This is a genomic window from Curtobacterium sp. VKM Ac-2865, from assembly GCF_015350905.1.
Lineage (GTDB): Bacteria > Actinomycetota > Actinomycetes > Actinomycetales > Microbacteriaceae > Curtobacterium.
Map to the genome: position 1 here is coordinate 120,622 of NZ_JADKRZ010000005.1, position 18,894 is coordinate 139,515.

The following is an 18,894-nucleotide window of genomic DNA, read 5'->3' on the forward strand; positions in this document are numbered from 1 at the left end:
CGTTCCTCCGTAGGTGGTTGCAGCAAACGTATCGGCGGCTCCCTGTGCTGTCCGCCGCGCCGGAGCCGTCGGTGGACAGCATCTGAGCGCTGCCCGGGCTGTGGACAGGTCGCGCGCCGGCCAGGACCGCGGGAGTAGCCTCGCGCCATGACCAACATCGTCACGCAGATCGCAGACAAGGTCCGCCCCGTCGGGGTCTCCACGAACTACGGGGACCCGGTGGAGGTCGGCGACCAGACCCTCATCCCGGTGTCCGTCGGCTGGTTCGGCTTCGGGGGCGGCGGCGACGACCAGAACGGTGGCGGCGGTGGCGGCGGCGCGACCCTCCCCGTCGGCGCGTACGTGCGTCGTCCCGGCAAGGACCTCGAGTTCGAGCCCAACCTCATCTCCCTGCTGGTCGTCAGCATCCCCGTCATCTGGGTGACCGGCACCGTCCTCCGCAAGCTCATCCGCGTCCTCAAGAAGTAGGGCTCTGAAGCAGTACACTTCTGGGACACACACGGGAGTCCGGGATCGCCGGGCTGAGAGGGAGCGAGCAGCGCTCCGACCGTCGAACCTGATCCGGGTCATGCCGGCGCAGGGAGGAGTCTCGAATGATGCCGTCCGGCACGCCCACCACCACCGCCCACTCGACGGCGACGACGTCGGCCCCCAAGCGCTCACTGCGCTGGCGGGTCGTCGACATCGTCGTCGCCAGTGTCCTCGCCGTCGCGGTCGGCGTCGTGTTCAAGCTCTGGGAGTTCGGCTACGAGCCGCTCTCCGCCGCGGTCGCACTCCTGCTCCCCGGCACGCAGGCGCTGTTCGGCGGGGTGTGGCTCCTCGCCGGACCGATCGTCGCGATCATCGTGCGGAAGCCCGGCGCTGCCCTCTACGCCGAGATCGTCGCCGCGAGCGTCGAGGCCCTCCTCGGCACCCAGTGGGGGTGGAGCACCCTCGAGGCCGGCCTCGTGCAGGGCCTGGGCGCCGAGCTGGTCCTCGCGCTCTTCCTGTACCGGGTGTACCGCCTGCCGGTCGTCGTCCTTGCGGGCGCCGCTGCCGGTCTCGCACTCGGCATCAACGACTCGGTCCTCTGGTACGCAGGGCTCGACGCCGCCTTCAAGGCGGTCTACATCGTCTGCGGCACGATCTCCGGCGCCGTGATCGCCGGCCTCGGGTCGTGGCTCATCGTCCGAGCCCTCGCCCGGACCGGCGTGCTGTCGTCCTTCGCGGTCGGGCGTGAGCACGCGAAGCGACGTCCGTCCTCGGCAGTCTGAGCATGGCGGGCGTCCACCCCGCCCGGATCGAGTTCCGCGACTGGGGCTGGCGGTACGCCGAGCGTGACAGCTGGGCCGTCCGCGGTGTCGACCTGGTCGTCGAACCGGGGGAGCGCGTCGCCGTGGTCGGGCCGTCCGGCGCCGGCAAGTCAACGCTGCTGCGGGCCGTCGCGGCGGTCCTGCCCGACGAGCCGGACGCCGACGACGACACCGCGGCCGAGGTCCGGGGCAGCGTGCTCGTCGACGGTGCGCCACCCGAGTCCGTCCGCGGGCGCGTCGGCCTGGTCATGCAGGACCCCGAGGCCCACACCGTCATGTCCCGCATCGGCGACGACGTCGCGTTCGGGTGCGAGAACACCGGTGTCCCGCGCGCCGAGACGTGGGAGCGCGTCCGTTCGGCCCTGGACGTCGTCGGGCTCGACCTCGAGCTCGACCGCTCCACGACGATGCTCTCCGGTGGCCAGCGGCAGCGACTCGCACTCGCCGGGGTGCTCGCGATGCGCCCGGGAGCCCTCGTGCTCGACGAGCCGTGTGCGAACCTCGACCCGGACGGTGTGGAGCAGGTGCACGACGCCGTCCGGGCACTCCTCGAGGACACCGGCGCCACGCTCCTGGTCGTCGAGCACCGGATCGGGACGTGGCTCGACCTGGTCGACCGACTGGTGCTCATCGAACCCGCTGGCGGTGTCGTGGCCGACGGCAGTCCCGCCGAGGTGCTCATGACCCACGGCGACGCGCTCACGGCCGCTGGCGTCTGGGTCCCCGGCTCCGAACCCGCCAGGGGCTCGGCCCGCCGGCCCCGCCCCACGCCCGGTCGAGCGGGTGGAATGCCAGCGTCGGGCGACCGCCCCACCCCGGCATCCCGCCCGCTCGATGGAGACCCCCTGGACGACTCCGCGCTCCTCCGCGCCGAGCGCCTCGCCACCGCACGTGGACGACGACAGCGCGTCGGCACGGGCATCGACCTCACCGTGACCCGCGGGCGCGTCCTCGCGCTCACCGGCCCGAACGGCGTCGGCAAGTCCACGCTCGGCCTCACGCTCGCCGGACTGCTCCGCCCGGCCGACGGCACGCTCCACGCCACCGAGGCCCTGGCAGACGGAGCCGGACCAGCGCCCCACGCGTGGACCAGCCGCGCCCTCGCCGCCCGGATCGGCACCGTGTTCCAAGACCCCGAGCACCAGTTCGTCGCCCGCACCGTGCGCGCCGAACTCGAGGCCGGCCCTCGCGCCCTCGGCCTCCCGGACGCGCAGGCCCGCGCCGACGACCTGCTCGACGCCTTCGCCCTCCGGCACCTGGCGGACGCCAACCCCTTCACGCTGTCCGGCGGGGAGCAGCGCCGCCTCGCGATCGGCACCGTCGTCGCCACCCGCCCGCCGGTCGTGGTCCTCGACGAACCGACCTCCGGGCAGGACCGCGCCACCTGGCAGGCCGTCGTCCACCGCCTCGGCGCCCTCGCCGACAGCGGGACCGCGATCGTCGCGGTGACCCACGACCGCGACCTGGTCCGCGCACTCGACGCCGACGAGGTCGTCCTCACCCCGTCCGGCACGGCACCCGCACACGACGACACGGGCGCACCCGGCGAGACGGACGCGACCACGGGAGGCGCGTGGTGACCGTCCCGACGACCCCGGCGTCCCCGTCGTGGCGGGGCGAGCCTCCCGTCCGGCGCGCCCGCGGCGTGCACGCCGTCCAGCCGGTGGCCGTGCTGCTCGGTGTCCTCGGACTCGGCATCTGCCTCGTGCTGAGTCTCGACGTCGTGTCCGCGGCGGTCGCCCTGGTGATCGAGCTCGCGCTGCTGCCGCTGCTGCGGATCCCGGTGCGCACGCTGCTGCTGCGGACGTCGCCGGTGCTGCTCGCGGTGCCCCTGACGGGTCTGAGCATCGCACTCTACGGGCGTGCTTCCGGCCGGGAGTGGTTCGACCTCGGTTTCGCCCACGTCACCGACGGCTCGCTGGTGCTCGCCCTCGCGACGATGCTGCGTGTGCTCGCCGTGGGGATCCCGTCGGTGGCGCTGTTCATCCGGGTGGACCCGACAGACCTGGCGGACGGGCTGGGGCAGGTGCTGCGGTTGCCGGCCCGCTTCGTCCTCGGTGCGCTCGCCGCGATCCGCATGATGACGCTCCTCGGTGAGGACTGGCGGCAACTCGGCATGGCCCGCCGTGCCAGGGGTGTCGCGGACACCGGTCGCCTCCGCCGTGGGGCGTCGATGGCGTTCGCCCTGCTCGTCGTGGCGTTGCGGCGGGCGACGACGCTGGCCGTGGCGATGGAGTCCCGAGGTTTCGGCGCGCCCGGCACGCGGACGTGGGCGCGGCCGGCGCGGTTCGGCGGGCGCGAGTGGGCGACGGTCGCGGCGTTGGTCGGCATCGGGCTGGTGTCGATCGCCGTGGCGGTCGCGATGGGGACGTGGCGTGCCTGATCGGGCGATGCCCGGACCGGCCGCATCCTCCGATCAGGCGAGGTCCTCCGATCGGGTCGCGTCGCCTGCATCCGGCCGGGAGGCTCGGCTCGGCCCCGTCACGTCGCTCGCCGCGCGCGCACGGGCCGCCGACACCGCCTCCACCTCCGGTCGACGCTCGGTCGTCCTGGTCGACGGCCGTTCCGGCACCGGGAAGACCACGCTCGGCGGTGCGCTCGCGATCGAGCTGGGCGCGCAGCTCGTCCACCTGGACGATGTCTACCCCGGTTGGGACGGCCTGCTGGCAGCGTCAACGGCCGTGGTGGAGGATGTGCTCGGCACGCCGTCTGGCTACCGCCAGTGGGACTGGGAGCGGTCGGAGCCGGCCGCGTGGGTGTCCCTCGACCCGGACGAGCCGCTCGTGGTCGAGGGCTGCGGCGCGCTGTCCCGCGCGTCGGCGTCCCTCGCCACGCTGCGGATCTGGATGTCGGCGGACGACGCCGAGCGGAAGCGCCGGGCGATCGACCGCGACGGGGCGGTGTTCGCCGAGCAGTGGGACCGGTGGGCCGCACAGGAGGACGCCTTCATCGCGGAGCAGGACCCTGCGTCCCTGGCAGACGTGGTGCTGCGGTCCTGACCCCGGCGACAGTCCGTCTCGGCGGTGGGTCTCAGGCCCAACCGAGTTCGTGGAGGCGCTCGTCGTCGATGCCGTACCAGTGGCCGATCTCGTGGACCAGGGTCGTGTGGACCTCGTCGCGGAGTTCCTCGTCGGTGTCGCACTCCGCCAGGTGCTGCTTCCGGAACACGACGATGCGATCGGGGAGCTCGCCGAAGCCGTACTGCCCGCGCTCGGTCTGCGCGACGCCGTCGTAGATGCCGAAGAGCTCGGAGCCGTCCTCGGGTTCGTCCTCGACGACGAACACCACGTTGTCGAGTCCGTCGACCATCTCGTCCGGGAGCAGGTCGAGTTCATCGGTCACGAGGGCCTCGAAGGCCTCGGCGGACATCTCCATCACGGGGTCGATCGTGGCACACGCGGCCGGACGTCAGCCGGGTCGGCCTCGTGGTCTCACGGAACGACGAAGGCCCCCGTCACCCGACGGGGGCCTTCGCACATGGGGTGAGTAACGGGGCTCGAACCCGCGACCTCCTAGACCACAACCAGGCGCTCTACCAGCTGAGCTATACCCACCATGTCTGTCACCCGAACTGCCGGGCAACCACTCAATAGTAGTACACCCCGGCGGGTGTCCGGGACACTACTCGGCTGCAGGACTCGCGAGCCGAGGCGCCCAGGCCTCGATGACCTCGGCGGCCACGGCGCGGACGTCTTCCGTCGAGGGGCCGGGCTCGGCGATGAAGCCCGCACGACGGTAGTACTCGAGCTCGCGGATCGACTCGAGGATGTCAGCGAGGGCACGGTGTCCGCCGTGCTTCTCGGGCGCGTTGAAGTACACGCGCGGGAACCAGCGGCGGCAGAGCTCCTTGATGCTCGACACGTCGACGCTGCGGTAGTGCAGGTGGCCGTCGACGCGGGGCATGTACTTCGCCAGGAACGCCCGGTCGGTGCCGATGGTGTTGCCGGCGAGGGGCGCGCTGCCCGCGGCGGGGACGTGCGCGAGGATGTACTCGAGCACCTGGTACTCGGCGTCCGCGAGGCCGACGCCGTTCGGGATCTCCTCGCTGAGGCCCGACGTGGCGTGCATGTTCGTCACGAACTCGTTCATGTTGTCCAGCGCCGACTGGTCGGGCTTGATCACGATGTCGAACCCCGGGTGCACGGGGTTGAGGTCGAAGTCGGTGATGACCACGGCCACCTCGACGAGTTCGTCGACCTCGACGTCGAGGCCCGTCATCTCGCAGTCGATCCAGACGAGGCGGTCATTCGCGGTTGCCATGTCCCGATCCTATTGCCGGGCACGGACACCCCGGACCGCTGTCGTCGCTGGGCGCCCTCGTGACCGGGCGGCTGCGCGGTCCTTCTCCGTGCGGCCGGAACGCCGAGCGGGCGGAATGCCGCGGTCGGTCCAGCGGCGCACGCCGGCATTTCGCCCGCTCGGCCCGGCGGGCGGTTGCACGCTTCGTCTCCGTCGACCCGGAACGCCGAGCGGGCGGAATGCCGCGGTCGGTCCCGTGGCAGACGCTGGCATTTCGCCCGTTCGACCCCGGCGGGCGGTCACGCGCTTGGTCACCATGCGGCCGGAACGCCGAGCGGGCGGAATGTCGCGGTGGGTCCCGTGGCGGACGCTGGCATTTCGCCCGCTCGACCCGGACGGCACGCCGCCGCGCACCCAGGCGCCCGGGCCACCCGGGCCGCCCGGGCCGCCCGGGCCACCCAGTCCACCCGGGCACCCGGGCACGGGCCCGGCGCAACCAGCTGGAGGCCCGGTGCCGGTCCGACGGACCGGCACCGGGCCTCCAGGCTGAAAGCGGGAGCCCGGAACGCGACGAGACTCAGACGACCTCGCCGGCGGAGATCGCCTCGGCCTCGACGCGCGAGGCCTCCGGGCCGTCGTCCACCCGGCGGAGCGCCCGAGCGGCGACGATCGTCACCACGAAGGCCACGGCCACGGACGTCCCCGCGAAGACGTAGGCGGCACTCGGCGAGTACGCGTCCGCGAGCAGGGTGGCCACGGGCGGGGCGATCGCTCCACCGATGAACCGCACGGCCGAGTACGCACTCGACGCCACTGAGCGGGGGAGGTCGGTGGCCTCCATGACGCACTCGGTCAGCACGGTGTTGAGCACGCCGAGCACCAGGCCGCCCACGACGACGCAGACGATGAGCCCGGCCGGTGACCGCACAACCACGGCCGCGGCGAACAGGTCGAGCGCCAGCAGCGGCAGCGCGATCCGGAGCACGGTCGTCCGACGCAGCCGTGCGGTGAGCATCGGGGCGACCCACACCGAGGTGACGGCGAGGCCGACGCCCCAGCCGAAGAACGTGAACCCGATGCCGAGCGCCCCGAACCCGAGGGGGAACGGCGTGTAGGCGAGCAGCACGAAGAACCCGATGTTGTAGAACAGGGCGGTGGCGGCGAGGGCTGCGAGCGTGGGGTGCGCGAGGGCACGGAACGGCGCGGAGAGCTTCGTCGGCGTGGGCTTCTCGAGCCCGGAGGTCTTCAGGAGCACGACGACCGCGACGAAGGCGATCGCCATCAGGGTCGTGACGCCGAAGAACGGCCCGCGCCAGCTCACCGACCCGAGCAGCCCGCCGACGAGGGGGCCGATCGCGATGCCGAGGCCGAGTGCTGCCTCGTACAGGATGATCGCGGACGCGGTGCCTCCTGATGCGGCACCGACGATCGTCGCGAGTGCGGTCGAGATGAAGAGCGCGTTGCCGAGCCCCCAGCCGGCGCGGAAGTCGATGATCGTCCAGACGTCGTTCGACACGGCGGCGAGCACGGAGAACACCACGATGAGCGCGAGCCCGATGAGCAGGGTGCGCTTGGCGCCGATGCGGCTCGACACCCAGCTGGTGAAGAACATCGCGACGCCGGTGACGGCGAGGTAGCTCGTGAAGAGCAGCTCGGTCTGCGCGGGCGTCGCCCGGAGGGAGCCGGCGATCGCAGGCAGGATCGGGTCGACGAGGCCGATGCCCATGAAGGCGACGACACAGGCGAAGGCGATCGCCCACACCGCCTTCGACTGCTTGAGGATGCTGCCCGTGGCAGCGGGACCGGCAGCGGGACCGGCAGCGGGACCGGCGGCGGCAGGACCGGCAGCGGGTGCGTGGGCGTTCACGCGGGGATCTCCGTTCTGGTCCTCGTCGCGATGAGGGCCGATGCTTCGTGCAGGACGTCCCACTGGTCGTCGTCGAGGTCCGCGAAGACCGGGCCGACGGTGCGGGCGAGGGTGGCGCGCCACTCGAGGAGGTGCGCGCGGCCGGCTTCGGTGATCCCGATGCGCTGGCCGCGGGAGTCATCGGGGTCGACGGACCGAGTGACGAGGCCGTCGTCGAGCATCCCGCCGACGAGCCGGGTCATGGTCGGCTGCGACACGCGCGAGGCGGTCGCGAGTTCACCGACCCGGAGCGGCTGGCTGGTCTCGAGGATCCCGAGGGTGCGCCAGACGGCGGGGGAGGTGGTGTTGCCGGTCGACTGGACGGCCGTGCGGATCAGGCGGTTCACGGAGACGAGGAGCGTCTCGATCGTCTCGACGCGCGATGATTCCATGGATGAACTATATAGCAGAGCTATGGAACAGGCAACGGCGTCCTGGACAGCAGCCCCCTGGTAGACAGGGGGACATGAGCGACATCACCATCCACGAGGGCGACGAGTACACCGCCATCTACCACCAGGGTCCCTTCGACGGCACGACGGACACCCGCACCGCCACCGGCGACGCGATCGAGGACGAGGTGACGGTCTTCGCGGACGTGGAGGGCCTGCAGACGGCCTTCACCTACAAGGCCACGCACACCCGTCACGTCGTCGACCAGGTCTCGGTCGACTACACCTACGAGCCCGACAAGTCCGACGACCTCGACGACCTGCAGGAGCGCGGCGACCGCAGCGGCGGGTTCGACCGGGAGTAGTCCCACCCACCCCGACGTTGCAGGACCACATGCAGCTCGACCTCTGGACGTCCGCCTTCTGCGCACCGTGTGCCGCCGCCCGCCGGGTGGCCGCCGACGCGGCACGGATCGTCCCCGGGCTCGACGTGGTCGAGCGTGACGTCGCGTCGTACCCCGACGACGCAGAAGACCTCGGCATCCGTTCGACCCCCACGATCATCGTGCGGCGGGCGGACGGTGCCGAGGTCTTCCGTTCTCCAGGCGTCCCGTCACGCGACCAGCTGCTGCTGGCCGTCGCGAAGGCGGTCGACTAGCCGGACGGGAGGCCCGGCTGGGCTCCCCGAGACCGTCCGGCTCACCGGGTGGTCGCCACCACTGCCGTGGTCGCCGCCGCGGCCGACGTCGCGTTCGGCGCGTCGGTCTGCTGCCGCTGCGTGCGCGGTGCCCCCACGACGGTCGGAGCCGGCGGCCGCACGACCCGGACGACCTGACGCACGAGGCGCTTCGCCGTGCGCACCGGGACCCCGGCCACGAGCGCGGCGAGCCCCAGGACCGAACGGTCGGCTGGTCCGAGGGCGTTCTTCCGCTCCCACGCCCGACGCAGCACCCCGCCACGGCTCCGGCGCGCGGCCGGTCGGTCGACCAGGGCACCGGCGTCCCGGAGCGCCATCAGCCGATCGGTCCGGATCACCCAGTCGTCGTCGGACTCCTGGTGGAAGTAGTTGTCTCTCCTCCAGTCGGGCCGGACCGTTCCGAAGACTCCGCCCACCAGGTCGATGGCGTCGCCCTCGAGTCCGCTGTCGACGAAGACCTCGTTGATGAGCGGCCGGCTGATGCCGAAGTCCGTCAGGGTCAGCGCGGGGATGCCGCGGGCGACGGCCTCGAGCACGGCGGTGGAGCTGATCGTCACCAGGGCCACCGCGCGGTCGAGGTGCGTCGCCATGGGCCCCGTCGCGACGACGAGGTTCGGCGGTGCGTCCGCGGGGACCAGGTCGGCGTACGGGAAGGCCTCGCGGTGGGTCTGCTGCTCGCCGGCGAGCGCGCGGGTCTTCACGACGACGCGCCACTCCGGGTGCTGCCTGGCCGTCTCGGCGAGCCACTGCACGACGCGGGCCCGTTCCTCGCGGGTGGGCGGCACGCTCGGCTGCGCGGCGAACACCACGGAGTCCCGTGTCGGCGCCGGGCCAGGGCGCGCGGCGCGGGCAGGTGCCGCGGCGAAGGGCAGCGTGGCGAGCGCGAAGAACGGTTCGACGCCGTTCTCGGCTGCCAGTGCCTCGTAGTCGCGGACCTCGCGGTGGCTGTGCAGCACGAAGAGGTCCGCTCGGGCGCGGGAGAACACGCCCTTCCACTTCGCCGGGAACGAGATCCCGGGCAGCCCGGTCACCAGGACCGGGCGGTGCGGGACCCGGCGGTGGACCTCCTCGATGAGCAGCTCGGCGACCGGACCGATCACGGACACGAGCACCGCGTCTGGTGGGTCCACGCGCAGGCGTTCCACCACCGCGTCGACGTCGAGCGGTGTGGGCGGCTCGGTGGCCAGGTGTGCGAGCCGGTCGTCGAGCCCGCGGAACGCCGACCGGAGCTGCGCCGGGCTCGCCGTGCGCGGGGTGTGCACCACGAGGAGCTCCAGCGACCAGTCGTCGGGCGCTGCCGACAGGAGGTGGGCGCCCCACTTCGCGAAGGAGTCCGTGTCCACGATCCCGACCACGAGCCTCCCGGCCGTGCCGTCGCGGTCACGCGACCGCGCCGTCGTGACCGGACCGTCCGCCGTCACGCGTCGACGCGACGCAGCTTCGCGAGCGGCGCCAGCTCGCCCGGCATGACCCGCTTGACCCCGTCGCCGAGGGCGGTCTCGATGATGCGGACGTCGCGCGCGAGGGTCTGCAGGCCGTGCGGCTCGAGCGACGCGGCGTGGTCGGAGCCCCACATCGTGCGGTCGAGCGTGATGTGGCGCTCGACGGCGGTCGCGCCGAGGGCGACGGCGGCGACGGAGATCTGCAGGCCGGGCTCGTGGCCGGAGTAGCCGACCGGCACGCCGCTGTAGCGCTGCGCGAGGGTGTCGATCATGCGGAGGTTGGCCTCCTCGGGCGGCAGCGGGTACGTCGAGGTCGCGTGCATCAGCACGAGCCTGTCGGTGCCGAGGGCCGCGACCGCACGGTCGATCTGCTCCAGCGTGGACATGCCGGTCGACAGGATCACGGGCTTGCCCGTGGCGGCCACGGCGGCGAGCAGGCCGAGGTCCGTGACGGAGGCCGAGGCGATCTTGTACGCGACGACGTTGAGGTCCTCGAGGAAGTCCACCGACGGCTCATCCCACGGCGACGCGAACCAGTCCAGGCCGCGGAGGGTGGCGTGGTCGCCGATCTCGATGTACTGGTCGCGGTCGAACTCGACGTGGTAGCGGTACTCGAGGTAGGTCATGTCACCCCACGGGGTGCTGCGCGGGGTCTGCTTCATGTGTTCCGGCGTGGAGATCGCCGGCGTGCGCTTCTGGAACTTGACCGCCTGGAGCCCGGCGTCGGCCGCGACGTCGATGAGCTGCTTGGCGATGTCGACGTCGCCGTTGTGGTTCAGGCCGATCTCGCCGATGAGGTAGGCGGGGTGCCCGGCGCCGATCGTGGACGTGCCGATGTGGACGGTCATGGTGCTCCGTTCGTCGTGGCGAGTTGCCACCATTGGGGATCGAGGGGCTCCGGCAGGGTCGCGCGGTGGAGTTCGTCGTGCGTTCCGGGCTGCCCGGCGTGTGCGTCGGCGTGTGCGGCGTGTGCTTCGGCCTGGGCCAGGTCGGACTCGTCGTCGATGTCGATCGCGCCGCGCGGGTCCACCGAGACGATCTCCACGCGGCCGAAGAACCGGTGCTGGTGCTCGCGGAAGCCGTCCGTGCGGAGGGCGTAGAAGGCGCCGGTCTCGCGGTGCTCCGGCTCGCGGTCCTGGCGCCGCGGGCGGACGGCTGCGTCGTGGTTCACCGCGACGGCGTGTCCGGCGGCGTCGACGCGCCAGAGGAACGCGTGCGAGGGCGTGGCCGCGAACACCGCATCCGCCGAGCCCCCGATCACGCGGGCGACGGCGTCGTCGAGGTCGGCCGGGTCGATGAAGGGCGAGGTGGCCTGGAGGAAGAGGAGCACCTGCGGCTCGTCCCCCGTGGCGCGCAGCGCGTCGAGGGTGTGCAGCAGCGCGGACTCGGAGGACGCCTCGTCGCCGGAGAGTTCCGGCGGGCGGCGGACCACGCGGGTGCCGGCGGCGACGGCCTCGGCGGCGATGTCGTCACCGTCCGTGGAGACCACCACGCCGTCCACGAGCCGTGCGCGCTGGGCGGACTCGATCGCGCGGCGGACCAGGGTGCGGCCCCCGACGGTGCGGAGGTTCTTGCCGGGGACGCCCTTCGAGCCGGCCCGCGCCGGGATGACGGCGACGACGCGCATGGTGCTCATGCTCGAACGCTAGGGAGGCCGCGTTGCCGGGAGGCGAACGGCGGGCAAGCGCGCGCCCAACGCGGAGTTGCGGGGGCGGGCGGCGCGCCGGACGGCCGGGTGGACGGCCGAGCGGGCGAAAGGCCGGGGTGCACGTGCGGCCCGACCGCACCATTCCGCCCGTTCGACCTCGGGGGCTGCGGAGGCGGTACGTGCGATGGCCGAGCGGGCGAAAGGCCGGGGTGCACGTGCGGGCCGACCGCGGCATTTCGCCCGCTCGACTTCGGGCGGAGGGACCACGGGTGCGCCCGAGCCCGGTCGGGACTCCGGACGGCCGAGCGGGCGAAATGCCGGGGTACGCGTCTGGGCCGACTGCACCATTCCGCCCGTTCGTCGGAGGGGGATGGCGACATGGAAAGGTCCGGTGGCCGAGCGGGCGGAAACGCGGGGTGCGCGAGCCGGCCGACCGCACCTTTCGGCCCGTTCGACTTCGGGGCTGCGGAGGCGGCACGTGCGACGGCCGAGCGGGCGAAATGCCGGGGTGCACGTGCGTGCCGACCGCGGTATTTCGCCCGCTCGACTTCGGGCGGAGGGACCACGGGTGCGCCCGAGCCCGGTCGGGACTCCGGACGGACGAGCGGGAGAATCGGCGGGGTGCACGTGCCGGCCGACCGCACCTTTCCGCCCGTTCGACCTCGGGGCTGCGGAGGCGGCACGTGCGACGGCCGAGCGGGCGAAATGCCGGGGTGCACGTGCGGGCCGGCGGCGGCATCCCACCCGTTCGACCAGTGGGGGCTGGGGATGCCGGACGGGCTCACGGCGAGCGGGCGAATCGGCGGGGTGCCCGGGCGAGCTGACCGCGGCATTCCGCCCGTTCGGCACACGAGGCACCGAGGCATCGGGGCGGGGCGGGGCGGGACGGGACGAGGCGGGACGAGTGGGTAGGGTCGACGGATGTTCGGCGCCGAAGACGTCCTCGACCCTGCGCCCCGGCGGGTGCTCGTCGCGGGGACGACCGGCGTGGGCAAGACCACGACCGCGGGGCGCATCGGTCGGGCGCTCGGGATCCCGCACACCGAGATCGACAGCCGGTACCACGGGCCGGGGTGGGTCCCGCGGCCGGAGTTCGTCGCCGAGGTCGAGGCCTACACGTCGCAGCCGACGTGGGTCACCGAGTGGCAGTACCACCAGGTGCGGGCGATGCTGGTCGAGCGCGCCGACACCCTGGTCTGGCTCGACCTGCCGATCCCGGTGGCGTTCTGGCGGCTCCTGCGACGGACGATCCGGCGACGAGTCGGTCGCGTCGAGCTGTGGAACGGCAACGTCGAGCCGCCGTTCTGGACCTTCTTCACGAGCAAGGACCACATCGTGCGGTGGAGTCTCCGCACGCAGTGGAAGATGCGGCAGCAGGTGCCGCCACTGGAGCACTCCGCGCCGCATCTGCGCATCGTGCGTCTGCGCTCGCAGCGTGCGGTCGACGCGTGGGTCGACCGACTGACCCGTGGTCCGGAATAAGATCGAGGGAGTCGGCCCCCGTAGCTCAGTGGATAGAGCAGGTGGTTTCTACCCACCGTGCCGCGGGTTCGATTCCTGCCGGGGGCACCGACGACGAGGGCCGCCATCCGATCGGATGGCGGCCCTCGTCCGTGTCCAGGGTGTGCGGCTGACTACTCGTCGTCCTCAGCACGGCGACGGAGCTCGTTCGCGCTGATCGGCTGGGTGTAGGTCGCGTCGTCCGTCTCGGCGGGGGCGTCCTCGGCCGGAGGAGTCGGGGCCGACGCGGTCGTGTCGGTGCGGGGAGCGTCGAGGTCGTTGGCCCGATTGTGCTCGCGGGCGTCACGCAGTTCTGCGAGACGCTCGGGGGAGACGGTGTCGTCCACCGCGTCGTCGTTGTCCGAGTCGGACGCCGACGTCGAACCCGACGTCGAGCCCGACGATGCCGGGGACGCGGGCGACGAAGCCGAGGACCACGACGGGATCGACGAGTCGCGTGTGGACGAACCAGGGTTGCCGAGCGCCGGGCGCACCGGCGCGACCTGGTCGTCACCGTACGGCCGGGTGACCCCGTCAGACGAGCCCGAGTACGGCTGAGTGACACCGTCGGACGAGCCCGAGTACGGCCGCGTGACCCCGTCGGAGTACGGCTGGGTGACGCCCTCGGAGTACGAGCGCGTCGCACCGTCGGAGATCGGCGTCGTCGCGTTGGCGTCGCCGTTCGTCGTGCTGGAGTCGGCGCGCGCGGCAGCGGGGGTGGAGGCCGAGGCCGTCCCGCCGACCGCGGCAGGAGCGGTGGAGCCGGCCACGGCGGAGGCGGGCTGCGCGGCGGAGGCGGGGGAGCCTCCTGTCCGCTGGGGGGCGCGGAGCGACGTCGTGGTCGGGGTCGCCGGTGTCGGCGTCGACTCGGGGGCGCGCTTGCTGTCGGCCTGGTCCGCGCTCCAGTTCTGCTGGCGCTTGATCAGGTCTGCGTCGGGGTCGGGGGACTCGAACTTCCAGCGCTCGAGGTCGCTCTTGAAGAGCTTCTTCGCACGACCCGGGCGGGCCTGCCACTCGAGCAGCCGGTCACGGAACTCGGCGAGGGACTGGTCCGCCTGGAAGTTGAAGGTCGAGGAGTTCTTCTTGATGTCCGCGATCTCGTGCTGCGCCCAGGTGGCGGCGAGCGGTGCTCCGGTGGTCGGGAGCAGGCGCAGGCGGATGTCGGCGTCCTCGGCGAGGTGGTCGGTGTAGTTCCGCTCGTCGTGTCCGAGCGAGCCCCAGGTCGCGGCCTTGCGAGCAGCGGTGATGATCGCTGCGACCGCGGCGTTCTTCGACTCGCGTTCCTGCAGGGCGACCACCCGCTTGGTGGCGCTGCGGCCGATGAGGGCCGCGACGATCCCGGCGACGATGATCGCCACGAAGGGGATCACCGCTCCCGAGAAGACCCGCCAGCCCGTGTCCGACGAAGTCCAGTCGATGAAGTCGTTCCACCAGTCCATGCGCGCACCATATCCAGGAGCGGCCCGGTTCTGAGGGACCTTCGGCGGCGTTCCCCGCATCCGATGGTCGCCGGCGCCGGGGAACCCACCGGGGTCACCAGCGCAGGCAGTCCACGGCGTCGTCGGCGGACCACACGTTGGGCAGCTCCACGAAGCGGCGTTCAGCCGGGACGTAGCGACGGGCGCGGTACGCGGTGCCGCCGGCGATGTCCACCCGGTCGACGTACCCGACGATCTCGCCGTTGGTGCGGGTGACCCGGGAGAGGTCGTCACGGACGTCAAGGATGCGGAGGTCCCCGCGCGACCGGGCGACGGGGGAGACCGTGCGGATGTGCAGCTGGGGTTCGGTGCTCGTCAGCAAGGGGTCTCCTTCGTTCGTCGGTGCGTGGTGCTGGGCGGTGGCTGTCCGTCTGGTGGAGACGCTACGGGCGACCACCGACACGCCGGAGGGGTGATGGTGCACTGGGGAACAGACAACGCTCGACCGGTGTTGTGGAGGAGGTATCCCCCAGTCCGGTCTCCTCGGAGGCCAGGAAGATAGGTTGTTCCCATGACCACGTTCGTGCTCGCAGGTGGATGTTTCTGGTGTCTCGACGCCGTGTACCGCACGCTCCAGGGTGTGCAGGACGTGGAGTCCGGCTACATCGGTGGCCGTGTCGAGAACCCGTCGTACGAGCTCGTGTGCACCGGTTCGACCGGTCACGCCGAGGCCGTCGCGGTGACCTTCGACGAGTCCGTCATCCCTGCCGACGTCATCCTCGACGTCTTCTTCACGCTCCACGACCCGCGTCAGCTGAACCGCCAGGGCGCCGACGTCGGGACGCAGTACCGCTCCGCGATGTTCCCCGCTGACGACGAGCAGCGTGCGCTGTTCGAGAAGGCGATCGAGCGCGCGTCGGACATCTGGGACGGCGGGATCGTCACGACGATCGAGCCGCTCACCACGTTCTTCCCCGCCGAGGAGTACCACCAGGACTTCTTCGCGAAGAACCCCGGTCAGGGCTACTGCCTCGCAGTGGCGCTGCCGAAGGTGAACAAGGTCCGCAAGGCCTACAGTCAGTACATCCTGGCGTCCTGAACGACGGGCGTCGGGGCCACGAGGAGGTGGTCGAACGATGACGAACGACACGATGTCGGGCAACACGACGACGAGTGACACCGCGACCTGGGTCGCCGTGGGGCCGGCGGGTGCGGTGGGCGCGATCCACCGGGCCGCTGACGGCTTCCGGGTCGAGCTCTACGGAGTCCGAGCGGGTCGAGGCGGGACGTACCCGTCCCTCGAGACCGCGAAGGGCGCCGTGCACAAGGCGCTCGGACCACTCGCGTCACGCCCGGAGTTCCACGCCCACTGATCGGTGATCCGGTCGGGAGGCTCGGGGGACTTCTCCTCCACAGGTCGCCTTCTCGGGTCCCACTGCACACATCGAGCCCCGGCCCGCCACGGCGGACCGGGGCTCGATGACGATCGGTGCATGAACGACACCATCACCGTCTGCGGCATCGTCGCGACCGAGCCCCGCCACCTCGTCACCGAGACCGGCATCGCCATCACGAGCATGCGCCTGGCATCCCCGTCCCGACGTTGGGACCGCGCCAACGCCACCTGGACCAACGGACCGACGAACTGGTTCACCGTCACGGCGTTCCGCTCCCTTGCTGCCAACGTCCACAAGTCCGTCAAGAAGGGCGACCGGATCATCGTCACCGGCCGGGTCCGGATCCGGACGTGGGAACGGGACGGCCGCGGCGGGACGTCCGTGGAGATCGACGCCGAGGGCATCGGTCAGGACCTCGCGTGGGGCATCAGCAACTGGATCAAGGTCCCGCGGCACGCGTCCGAGGGCTCGGTGGTCCCCGGAGTGGGTCCGTCCGTGGACCCGAAGACCGGGGAGGTCCACGAGCCGCACCACGACGACCCGCACCACGAGCGGGATGACGACCAGCAGCACGACGGCGACGAGTCCCACGGCGACGACCAGCAGCACGGGTCCGGCAGCCACGGGACGGTCGGTGGCGCGGACGACGAGCTCCCGGACCCCGCGACCGCGGCCCGCGCGGCGGCGATTGTGCAGGGCGACGCCGAGCACCGCGATGCCGCCTGACGTGCTCGCCCCCGCACGGCCAGGCGATCCGGTCACTACACTTGGGCGAGATATGGCCGAGTACATCTATTCCATGGTCCGTGCCCGCAAGGCAGTGGGCGACAAGCTGATCCTCGACGACGTCACGATGTCGTTCCTCCCCGGCGCCAAGATCGGCGTCGTGGGGCCCAACGGTGCCGGCAAGTCCACGATCCTGAAGATCATGGCCGGTCTCGACCAGCCGTCGAACGGCGAGGCCAAGCTCACGCCGGGCTTCAGCGTCGGCATCCTCATGCAGGAGCCCGAGCTCGACGAGACGAAGACCGTCCTGGAGAACGTGCAGGAAGGCGTCGGCGAGATCCACGGCAAGCTCTCCCGCTTCAACGAGATCTCCGCGCTGATGGCCGAGCCGGACGCCGACTTCGACACGCTGCTCGCCGAGATGGGCACGCTGCAGGAAGAGATCGACGCGGCCGACGCGTGGGACCTCGACTCGCAGCTCGAGCAGGCCATGGCCGCGCTCCAGTGCCCCCCGGGGGACGAGCTCGTCACGCACCTGTCCGGCGGTGAGAAGCGCCGTGTCGCGCTCTGCAAGCTCCTGCTCCAGAAGCCCGACCTGCTGCTCCTCGACGAGCCCACCAACCACCTCGACGCCGAGAGCGTGCAGTGGCTCGAGCAGCACCTGCAGCAGTACCACGGTGCCGTCCTCGCCGTGACCCACGACCGGTACTTCCTCGACCACGTCGCCCAGTGGATCGCCGAGGTCGACCGCGGCCGTCTCTACCCGTACGAGGGCAACTACTCGACCTACCTCGAGAAGAAGCGTGCTCGTCTCGAGGTCCAGGGCAAGAAGGACGCCAAGCTCGCGAAGCGTCTGACCTCGGAGCTCGACTGGGTCCGCAGCAACACGAAGGGCCGCCAGGCGAAGTCCAAGGCCCGTCTCGCCCGGTACGAGGAGATGGTCACCGAGGCCGAGCGCACGCGCAAGCTCGACTTCGAGGAGATCGTCATCCCCGTCGGGCCGCGTCTGGGCTCGCAGGTCATCGACGCCGAGAAGCTGCACAAGCAGTTCGGCGACCGGGTCCTCATCGGCGACCTGTCGTTCACGCTGCCCCGCAACGGCATCGTCGGCGTCATCGGCCCGAACGGCGTCGGCAAGACCACGCTCTTCAAGACGATCGTCGGCCTCGAGCCCCTCGACGGCGGCACGCTGAAGATCGGCGAGACGGTCGACATCTCCTACGTCGACCAGAGCCGTGGTGGCATCGACCCGAACAAGAACCTGTGGGAGGTCGTCTCCGACGGTCTGGACTACATCCAGGTCGGCAAGACGGAGATCCCGTCCCGCGCGTACGTCTCGCAGTTCGGGTTCAAGGGCCCGGACCAGCAGAAGCGTGCCGGCATCCTCTCCGGTGGTGAGCGCAACCGCCTGAACCTGGCGCTGACGCTCAAGCAGGGCGGCAACCTCCTGCTCCTCGACGAACCGACCAACGACCTGGACGTCGAGACCCTCGGCAGCCTCGAGAACGCCCTGCTCGAGTACCCCGGCTGTGCCGTGGTCATCACGCACGACCGGTGGTTCCTCGACCGCATCGCGACGCACATCCTGTCGTGGGAAGGCCTGAACGAGGACGGCACCCCGAACTGGTACTGGTTCGAGGGCAACTTCGAGGCGTACGAGGAGAACAAGATCGAGCGCCTCGGTGCCGACGCGGCCAAGCCGGGCCGGGCGACGTACCGCAAGCTCACGCGGGACTGACCCCGCATGGCGCGGCTGCACACGCCGGTCCGCATCCGCTGGAGCGACATCGACGCCTACGGGCACGTGAACAACTCGGCGATGCTCCGGCTGCTCGAGGAAGCACGCGTGCTGGCGTTCTGGGCGCCGGATCCCGACGAGGTCGACGAGTCGGGGTCCGCGCCCGAGCCGGTCATCGACGGCCGACCCGGCTCCGGCACGATGACCGTCATCGCAGCGCAGCGCCTCGAGTACCTCGCGTCCACGCCGTACTACCGCCGGCCGCTCGACATCCAGCTGTGGATCGGGCGGCTCGGTGGTGCGAGCCTCGACATCTCCTACGAGGTCTGGTCACCCGTCGGGCAGGAACCCGCCGAGCTCTACACGCGGGCGACCACCACGCTCGTGATGGTGGACGCTGCGACGAACCGGCCGCGGCGCCTCACGGCCGAGGAACGGGCGGCGTGCGAGGAGTACGTCGAGCCTCCGGTCGTGTTCTCCCGGCCCTGAGCAGTCGCGG

Annotated in this window: 22 protein-coding genes, 2 tRNA genes and 1 riboswitch; of the genes, 14 read left to right on the top strand and 10 right to left on the bottom strand. The window is 71.6% G+C overall.

Translation table 11 applies throughout. From position 1 onward, the window contains the following. Positions 1-147 precede the first annotated feature (147 nt). From ITJ54_RS13105 to ITJ54_RS13125, 5 genes are all read left to right on the top strand, one after another. The gene (locus tag ITJ54_RS13105; RefSeq protein WP_194628965.1) at positions 148-468 is read left to right on the top strand and encodes a hypothetical protein; all 321 of its coding nucleotides are present in this window, start codon (positions 148-150) and stop codon (positions 466-468) included. Positions 469-489: 21 nt separating this feature from the next. Continuing rightward, a riboswitch (TPP riboswitch) is annotated at positions 490-601 on the top strand. Further along, positions 597-1,253, top strand: a complete 657-nt coding sequence (locus ITJ54_RS13110) for an ECF transporter S component (RefSeq protein ID WP_194629337.1) — start codon at positions 597-599, stop codon at positions 1,251-1,253. (Overlaps the previous riboswitch by 5 nt.) Before the next feature lie 2 nt (positions 1,254-1,255). Continuing rightward, positions 1,256-2,872 (top strand): ABC transporter ATP-binding protein, encoded by a 1,617-nt coding sequence (locus ITJ54_RS13115; RefSeq protein WP_194628967.1) that lies wholly within the window; start codon positions 1,256-1,258, stop codon positions 2,870-2,872. After that, on the top strand, positions 2,869-3,675 hold the full coding sequence (locus ITJ54_RS13120; RefSeq protein WP_323741718.1) for an energy-coupling factor transporter transmembrane component T: 807 nt from the start codon (positions 2,869-2,871) through the stop codon (positions 3,673-3,675). The genes ITJ54_RS13115 and ITJ54_RS13120 overlap by 4 nt, the downstream gene beginning before the upstream one ends. Before the next feature lie 7 nt (positions 3,676-3,682). Beyond that, entirely contained in the window at positions 3,683-4,291 is a 609-nt protein-coding gene (locus ITJ54_RS13125) for an ATP-binding protein (protein ID WP_194628969.1), read from the top strand. 31 nt (positions 4,292-4,322) lie between these two features. Here ITJ54_RS13125 and ITJ54_RS13130 read toward each other — a convergent pair whose 3' ends face one another. The 5 genes from ITJ54_RS13130 to ITJ54_RS13150 form a co-directional block, all read right to left on the bottom strand. Next, positions 4,323-4,667: a metallopeptidase family protein gene (locus ITJ54_RS13130; RefSeq protein ID WP_194629341.1), complete on the bottom strand. Its 345-nt coding sequence runs from the start codon at positions 4,665-4,667 to the stop codon at positions 4,323-4,325. Between the two features lie 103 nt (positions 4,668-4,770). After that, positions 4,771-4,846: transfer RNA gene (locus ITJ54_RS13135), tRNA-His, on the bottom strand. A gap of 67 nt (positions 4,847-4,913) precedes the next feature. Beyond that, positions 4,914-5,552, bottom strand: coding sequence for an oligoribonuclease (gene orn / locus ITJ54_RS13140; protein WP_194628971.1), 639 nt, complete (start codon positions 5,550-5,552; stop codon positions 4,914-4,916). Positions 5,553-6,108: 556 nt separating this feature from the next. Then, on the bottom strand, positions 6,109-7,314 hold the full coding sequence (locus tag ITJ54_RS13145; protein WP_194629343.1) for an MFS transporter: 1,206 nt from the start codon (positions 7,312-7,314) through the stop codon (positions 6,109-6,111). A gap of 80 nt (positions 7,315-7,394) precedes the next feature. Continuing rightward, entirely contained in the window at positions 7,395-7,829 is a 435-nt protein-coding gene (locus ITJ54_RS13150) for a MarR family winged helix-turn-helix transcriptional regulator (RefSeq protein ID WP_194628973.1), read from the bottom strand. Positions 7,830-7,903: 74 nt separating this feature from the next. On the opposite strand from ITJ54_RS13150, the gene ITJ54_RS13155 reads away from it, so the two are divergent. Next, positions 7,904-8,194, top strand: coding sequence for an oligoribonuclease (locus tag ITJ54_RS13155; RefSeq protein ID WP_194628974.1), 291 nt, complete (start codon positions 7,904-7,906; stop codon positions 8,192-8,194). A 29-nt stretch (positions 8,195-8,223) separates the two neighbouring features. Next, the gene (locus ITJ54_RS13160; protein WP_194628976.1) at positions 8,224-8,487 is read left to right on the top strand and encodes a thioredoxin; all 264 of its coding nucleotides are present in this window, start codon (positions 8,224-8,226) and stop codon (positions 8,485-8,487) included. Positions 8,488-8,528: 41 nt separating this feature from the next. Here the strand turns inward: ITJ54_RS13160 and ITJ54_RS13165 are convergent, their stop codons facing one another. Genes ITJ54_RS13165 through ITJ54_RS13175 form a run of 3 tightly spaced genes read right to left on the bottom strand, consistent with a single transcriptional unit; the run spans position 8,529 to position 11,604 of the window. Then, positions 8,529-9,947, bottom strand: coding sequence for a DUF6716 putative glycosyltransferase (locus ITJ54_RS13165; RefSeq protein ID WP_194628978.1), 1,419 nt, complete (start codon positions 9,945-9,947; stop codon positions 8,529-8,531). Then, the gene (locus ITJ54_RS13170; RefSeq protein WP_194628980.1) at positions 9,944-10,816 is read right to left on the bottom strand and encodes an N-acetylneuraminate synthase family protein; all 873 of its coding nucleotides are present in this window, start codon (positions 10,814-10,816) and stop codon (positions 9,944-9,946) included. Before ITJ54_RS13170 ends, ITJ54_RS13165 begins: the two co-directional genes overlap by 4 nt. Next, positions 10,813-11,604, bottom strand: a complete 792-nt coding sequence (locus ITJ54_RS13175; RefSeq protein WP_228509405.1) for a cytidylyltransferase domain-containing protein — start codon at positions 11,602-11,604, stop codon at positions 10,813-10,815. The genes ITJ54_RS13170 and ITJ54_RS13175 overlap by 4 nt, the downstream gene beginning before the upstream one ends. A 933-nt stretch (positions 11,605-12,537) precedes the next feature. Here ITJ54_RS13175 and ITJ54_RS13180 point away from each other — a divergent pair. Beyond that, a complete protein-coding gene (locus ITJ54_RS13180) occupies positions 12,538-13,098 on the top strand; it encodes an AAA family ATPase (protein WP_194628982.1) in 561 nt (186 codons plus the stop codon). 14 nt (positions 13,099-13,112) lie between these two features. Then, positions 13,113-13,185 (top strand) — tRNA-Arg (locus ITJ54_RS13185). A 65-nt stretch (positions 13,186-13,250) separates the two neighbouring features. On the opposite strand, the gene ITJ54_RS13190 is transcribed toward ITJ54_RS13185, so the two are convergent. After that, positions 13,251-14,555 (bottom strand): hypothetical protein, encoded by a 1,305-nt coding sequence (locus ITJ54_RS13190; protein WP_194628984.1) that lies wholly within the window; start codon positions 14,553-14,555, stop codon positions 13,251-13,253. Between the two features lie 94 nt (positions 14,556-14,649). Beyond that, a complete protein-coding gene (locus ITJ54_RS13195; RefSeq protein WP_194628986.1) occupies positions 14,650-14,916 on the bottom strand; it encodes a hypothetical protein in 267 nt (88 codons plus the stop codon). Between the two features lie 189 nt (positions 14,917-15,105). On the opposite strand from ITJ54_RS13195, the gene msrA reads away from it, so the two are divergent. The 5 genes from msrA (at position 15,106) to ITJ54_RS13220 (ending at position 18,884) form a co-directional block, all read left to right on the top strand. Next, complete coding sequence (gene msrA, locus ITJ54_RS13200) at positions 15,106-15,633, top strand: peptide-methionine (S)-S-oxide reductase MsrA (protein WP_194628988.1); 528 nt, start codon at positions 15,106-15,108, stop codon at positions 15,631-15,633. 37 nt (positions 15,634-15,670) lie between these two features. Then, positions 15,671-15,907, top strand: a complete 237-nt coding sequence (locus tag ITJ54_RS13205; RefSeq protein ID WP_228509406.1) for a methyltransferase — start codon at positions 15,671-15,673, stop codon at positions 15,905-15,907. Positions 15,908-16,027: 120 nt separating this feature from the next. Beyond that, complete coding sequence (locus tag ITJ54_RS13210) at positions 16,028-16,657, top strand: single-stranded DNA-binding protein (RefSeq protein WP_194628990.1); 630 nt, start codon at positions 16,028-16,030, stop codon at positions 16,655-16,657. 52 nt (positions 16,658-16,709) lie between these two features. Beyond that, positions 16,710-18,395, top strand: coding sequence for an energy-dependent translational throttle protein EttA (gene ettA, locus ITJ54_RS13215; protein ID WP_071270713.1), 1,686 nt, complete (start codon positions 16,710-16,712; stop codon positions 18,393-18,395). Between the two features lie 6 nt (positions 18,396-18,401). Next, positions 18,402-18,884: an acyl-CoA thioesterase gene (locus ITJ54_RS13220; RefSeq protein ID WP_194628992.1), complete on the top strand. Its 483-nt coding sequence runs from the start codon at positions 18,402-18,404 to the stop codon at positions 18,882-18,884. The last annotated feature ends 10 nt before the right edge of the window (positions 18,885-18,894 follow it).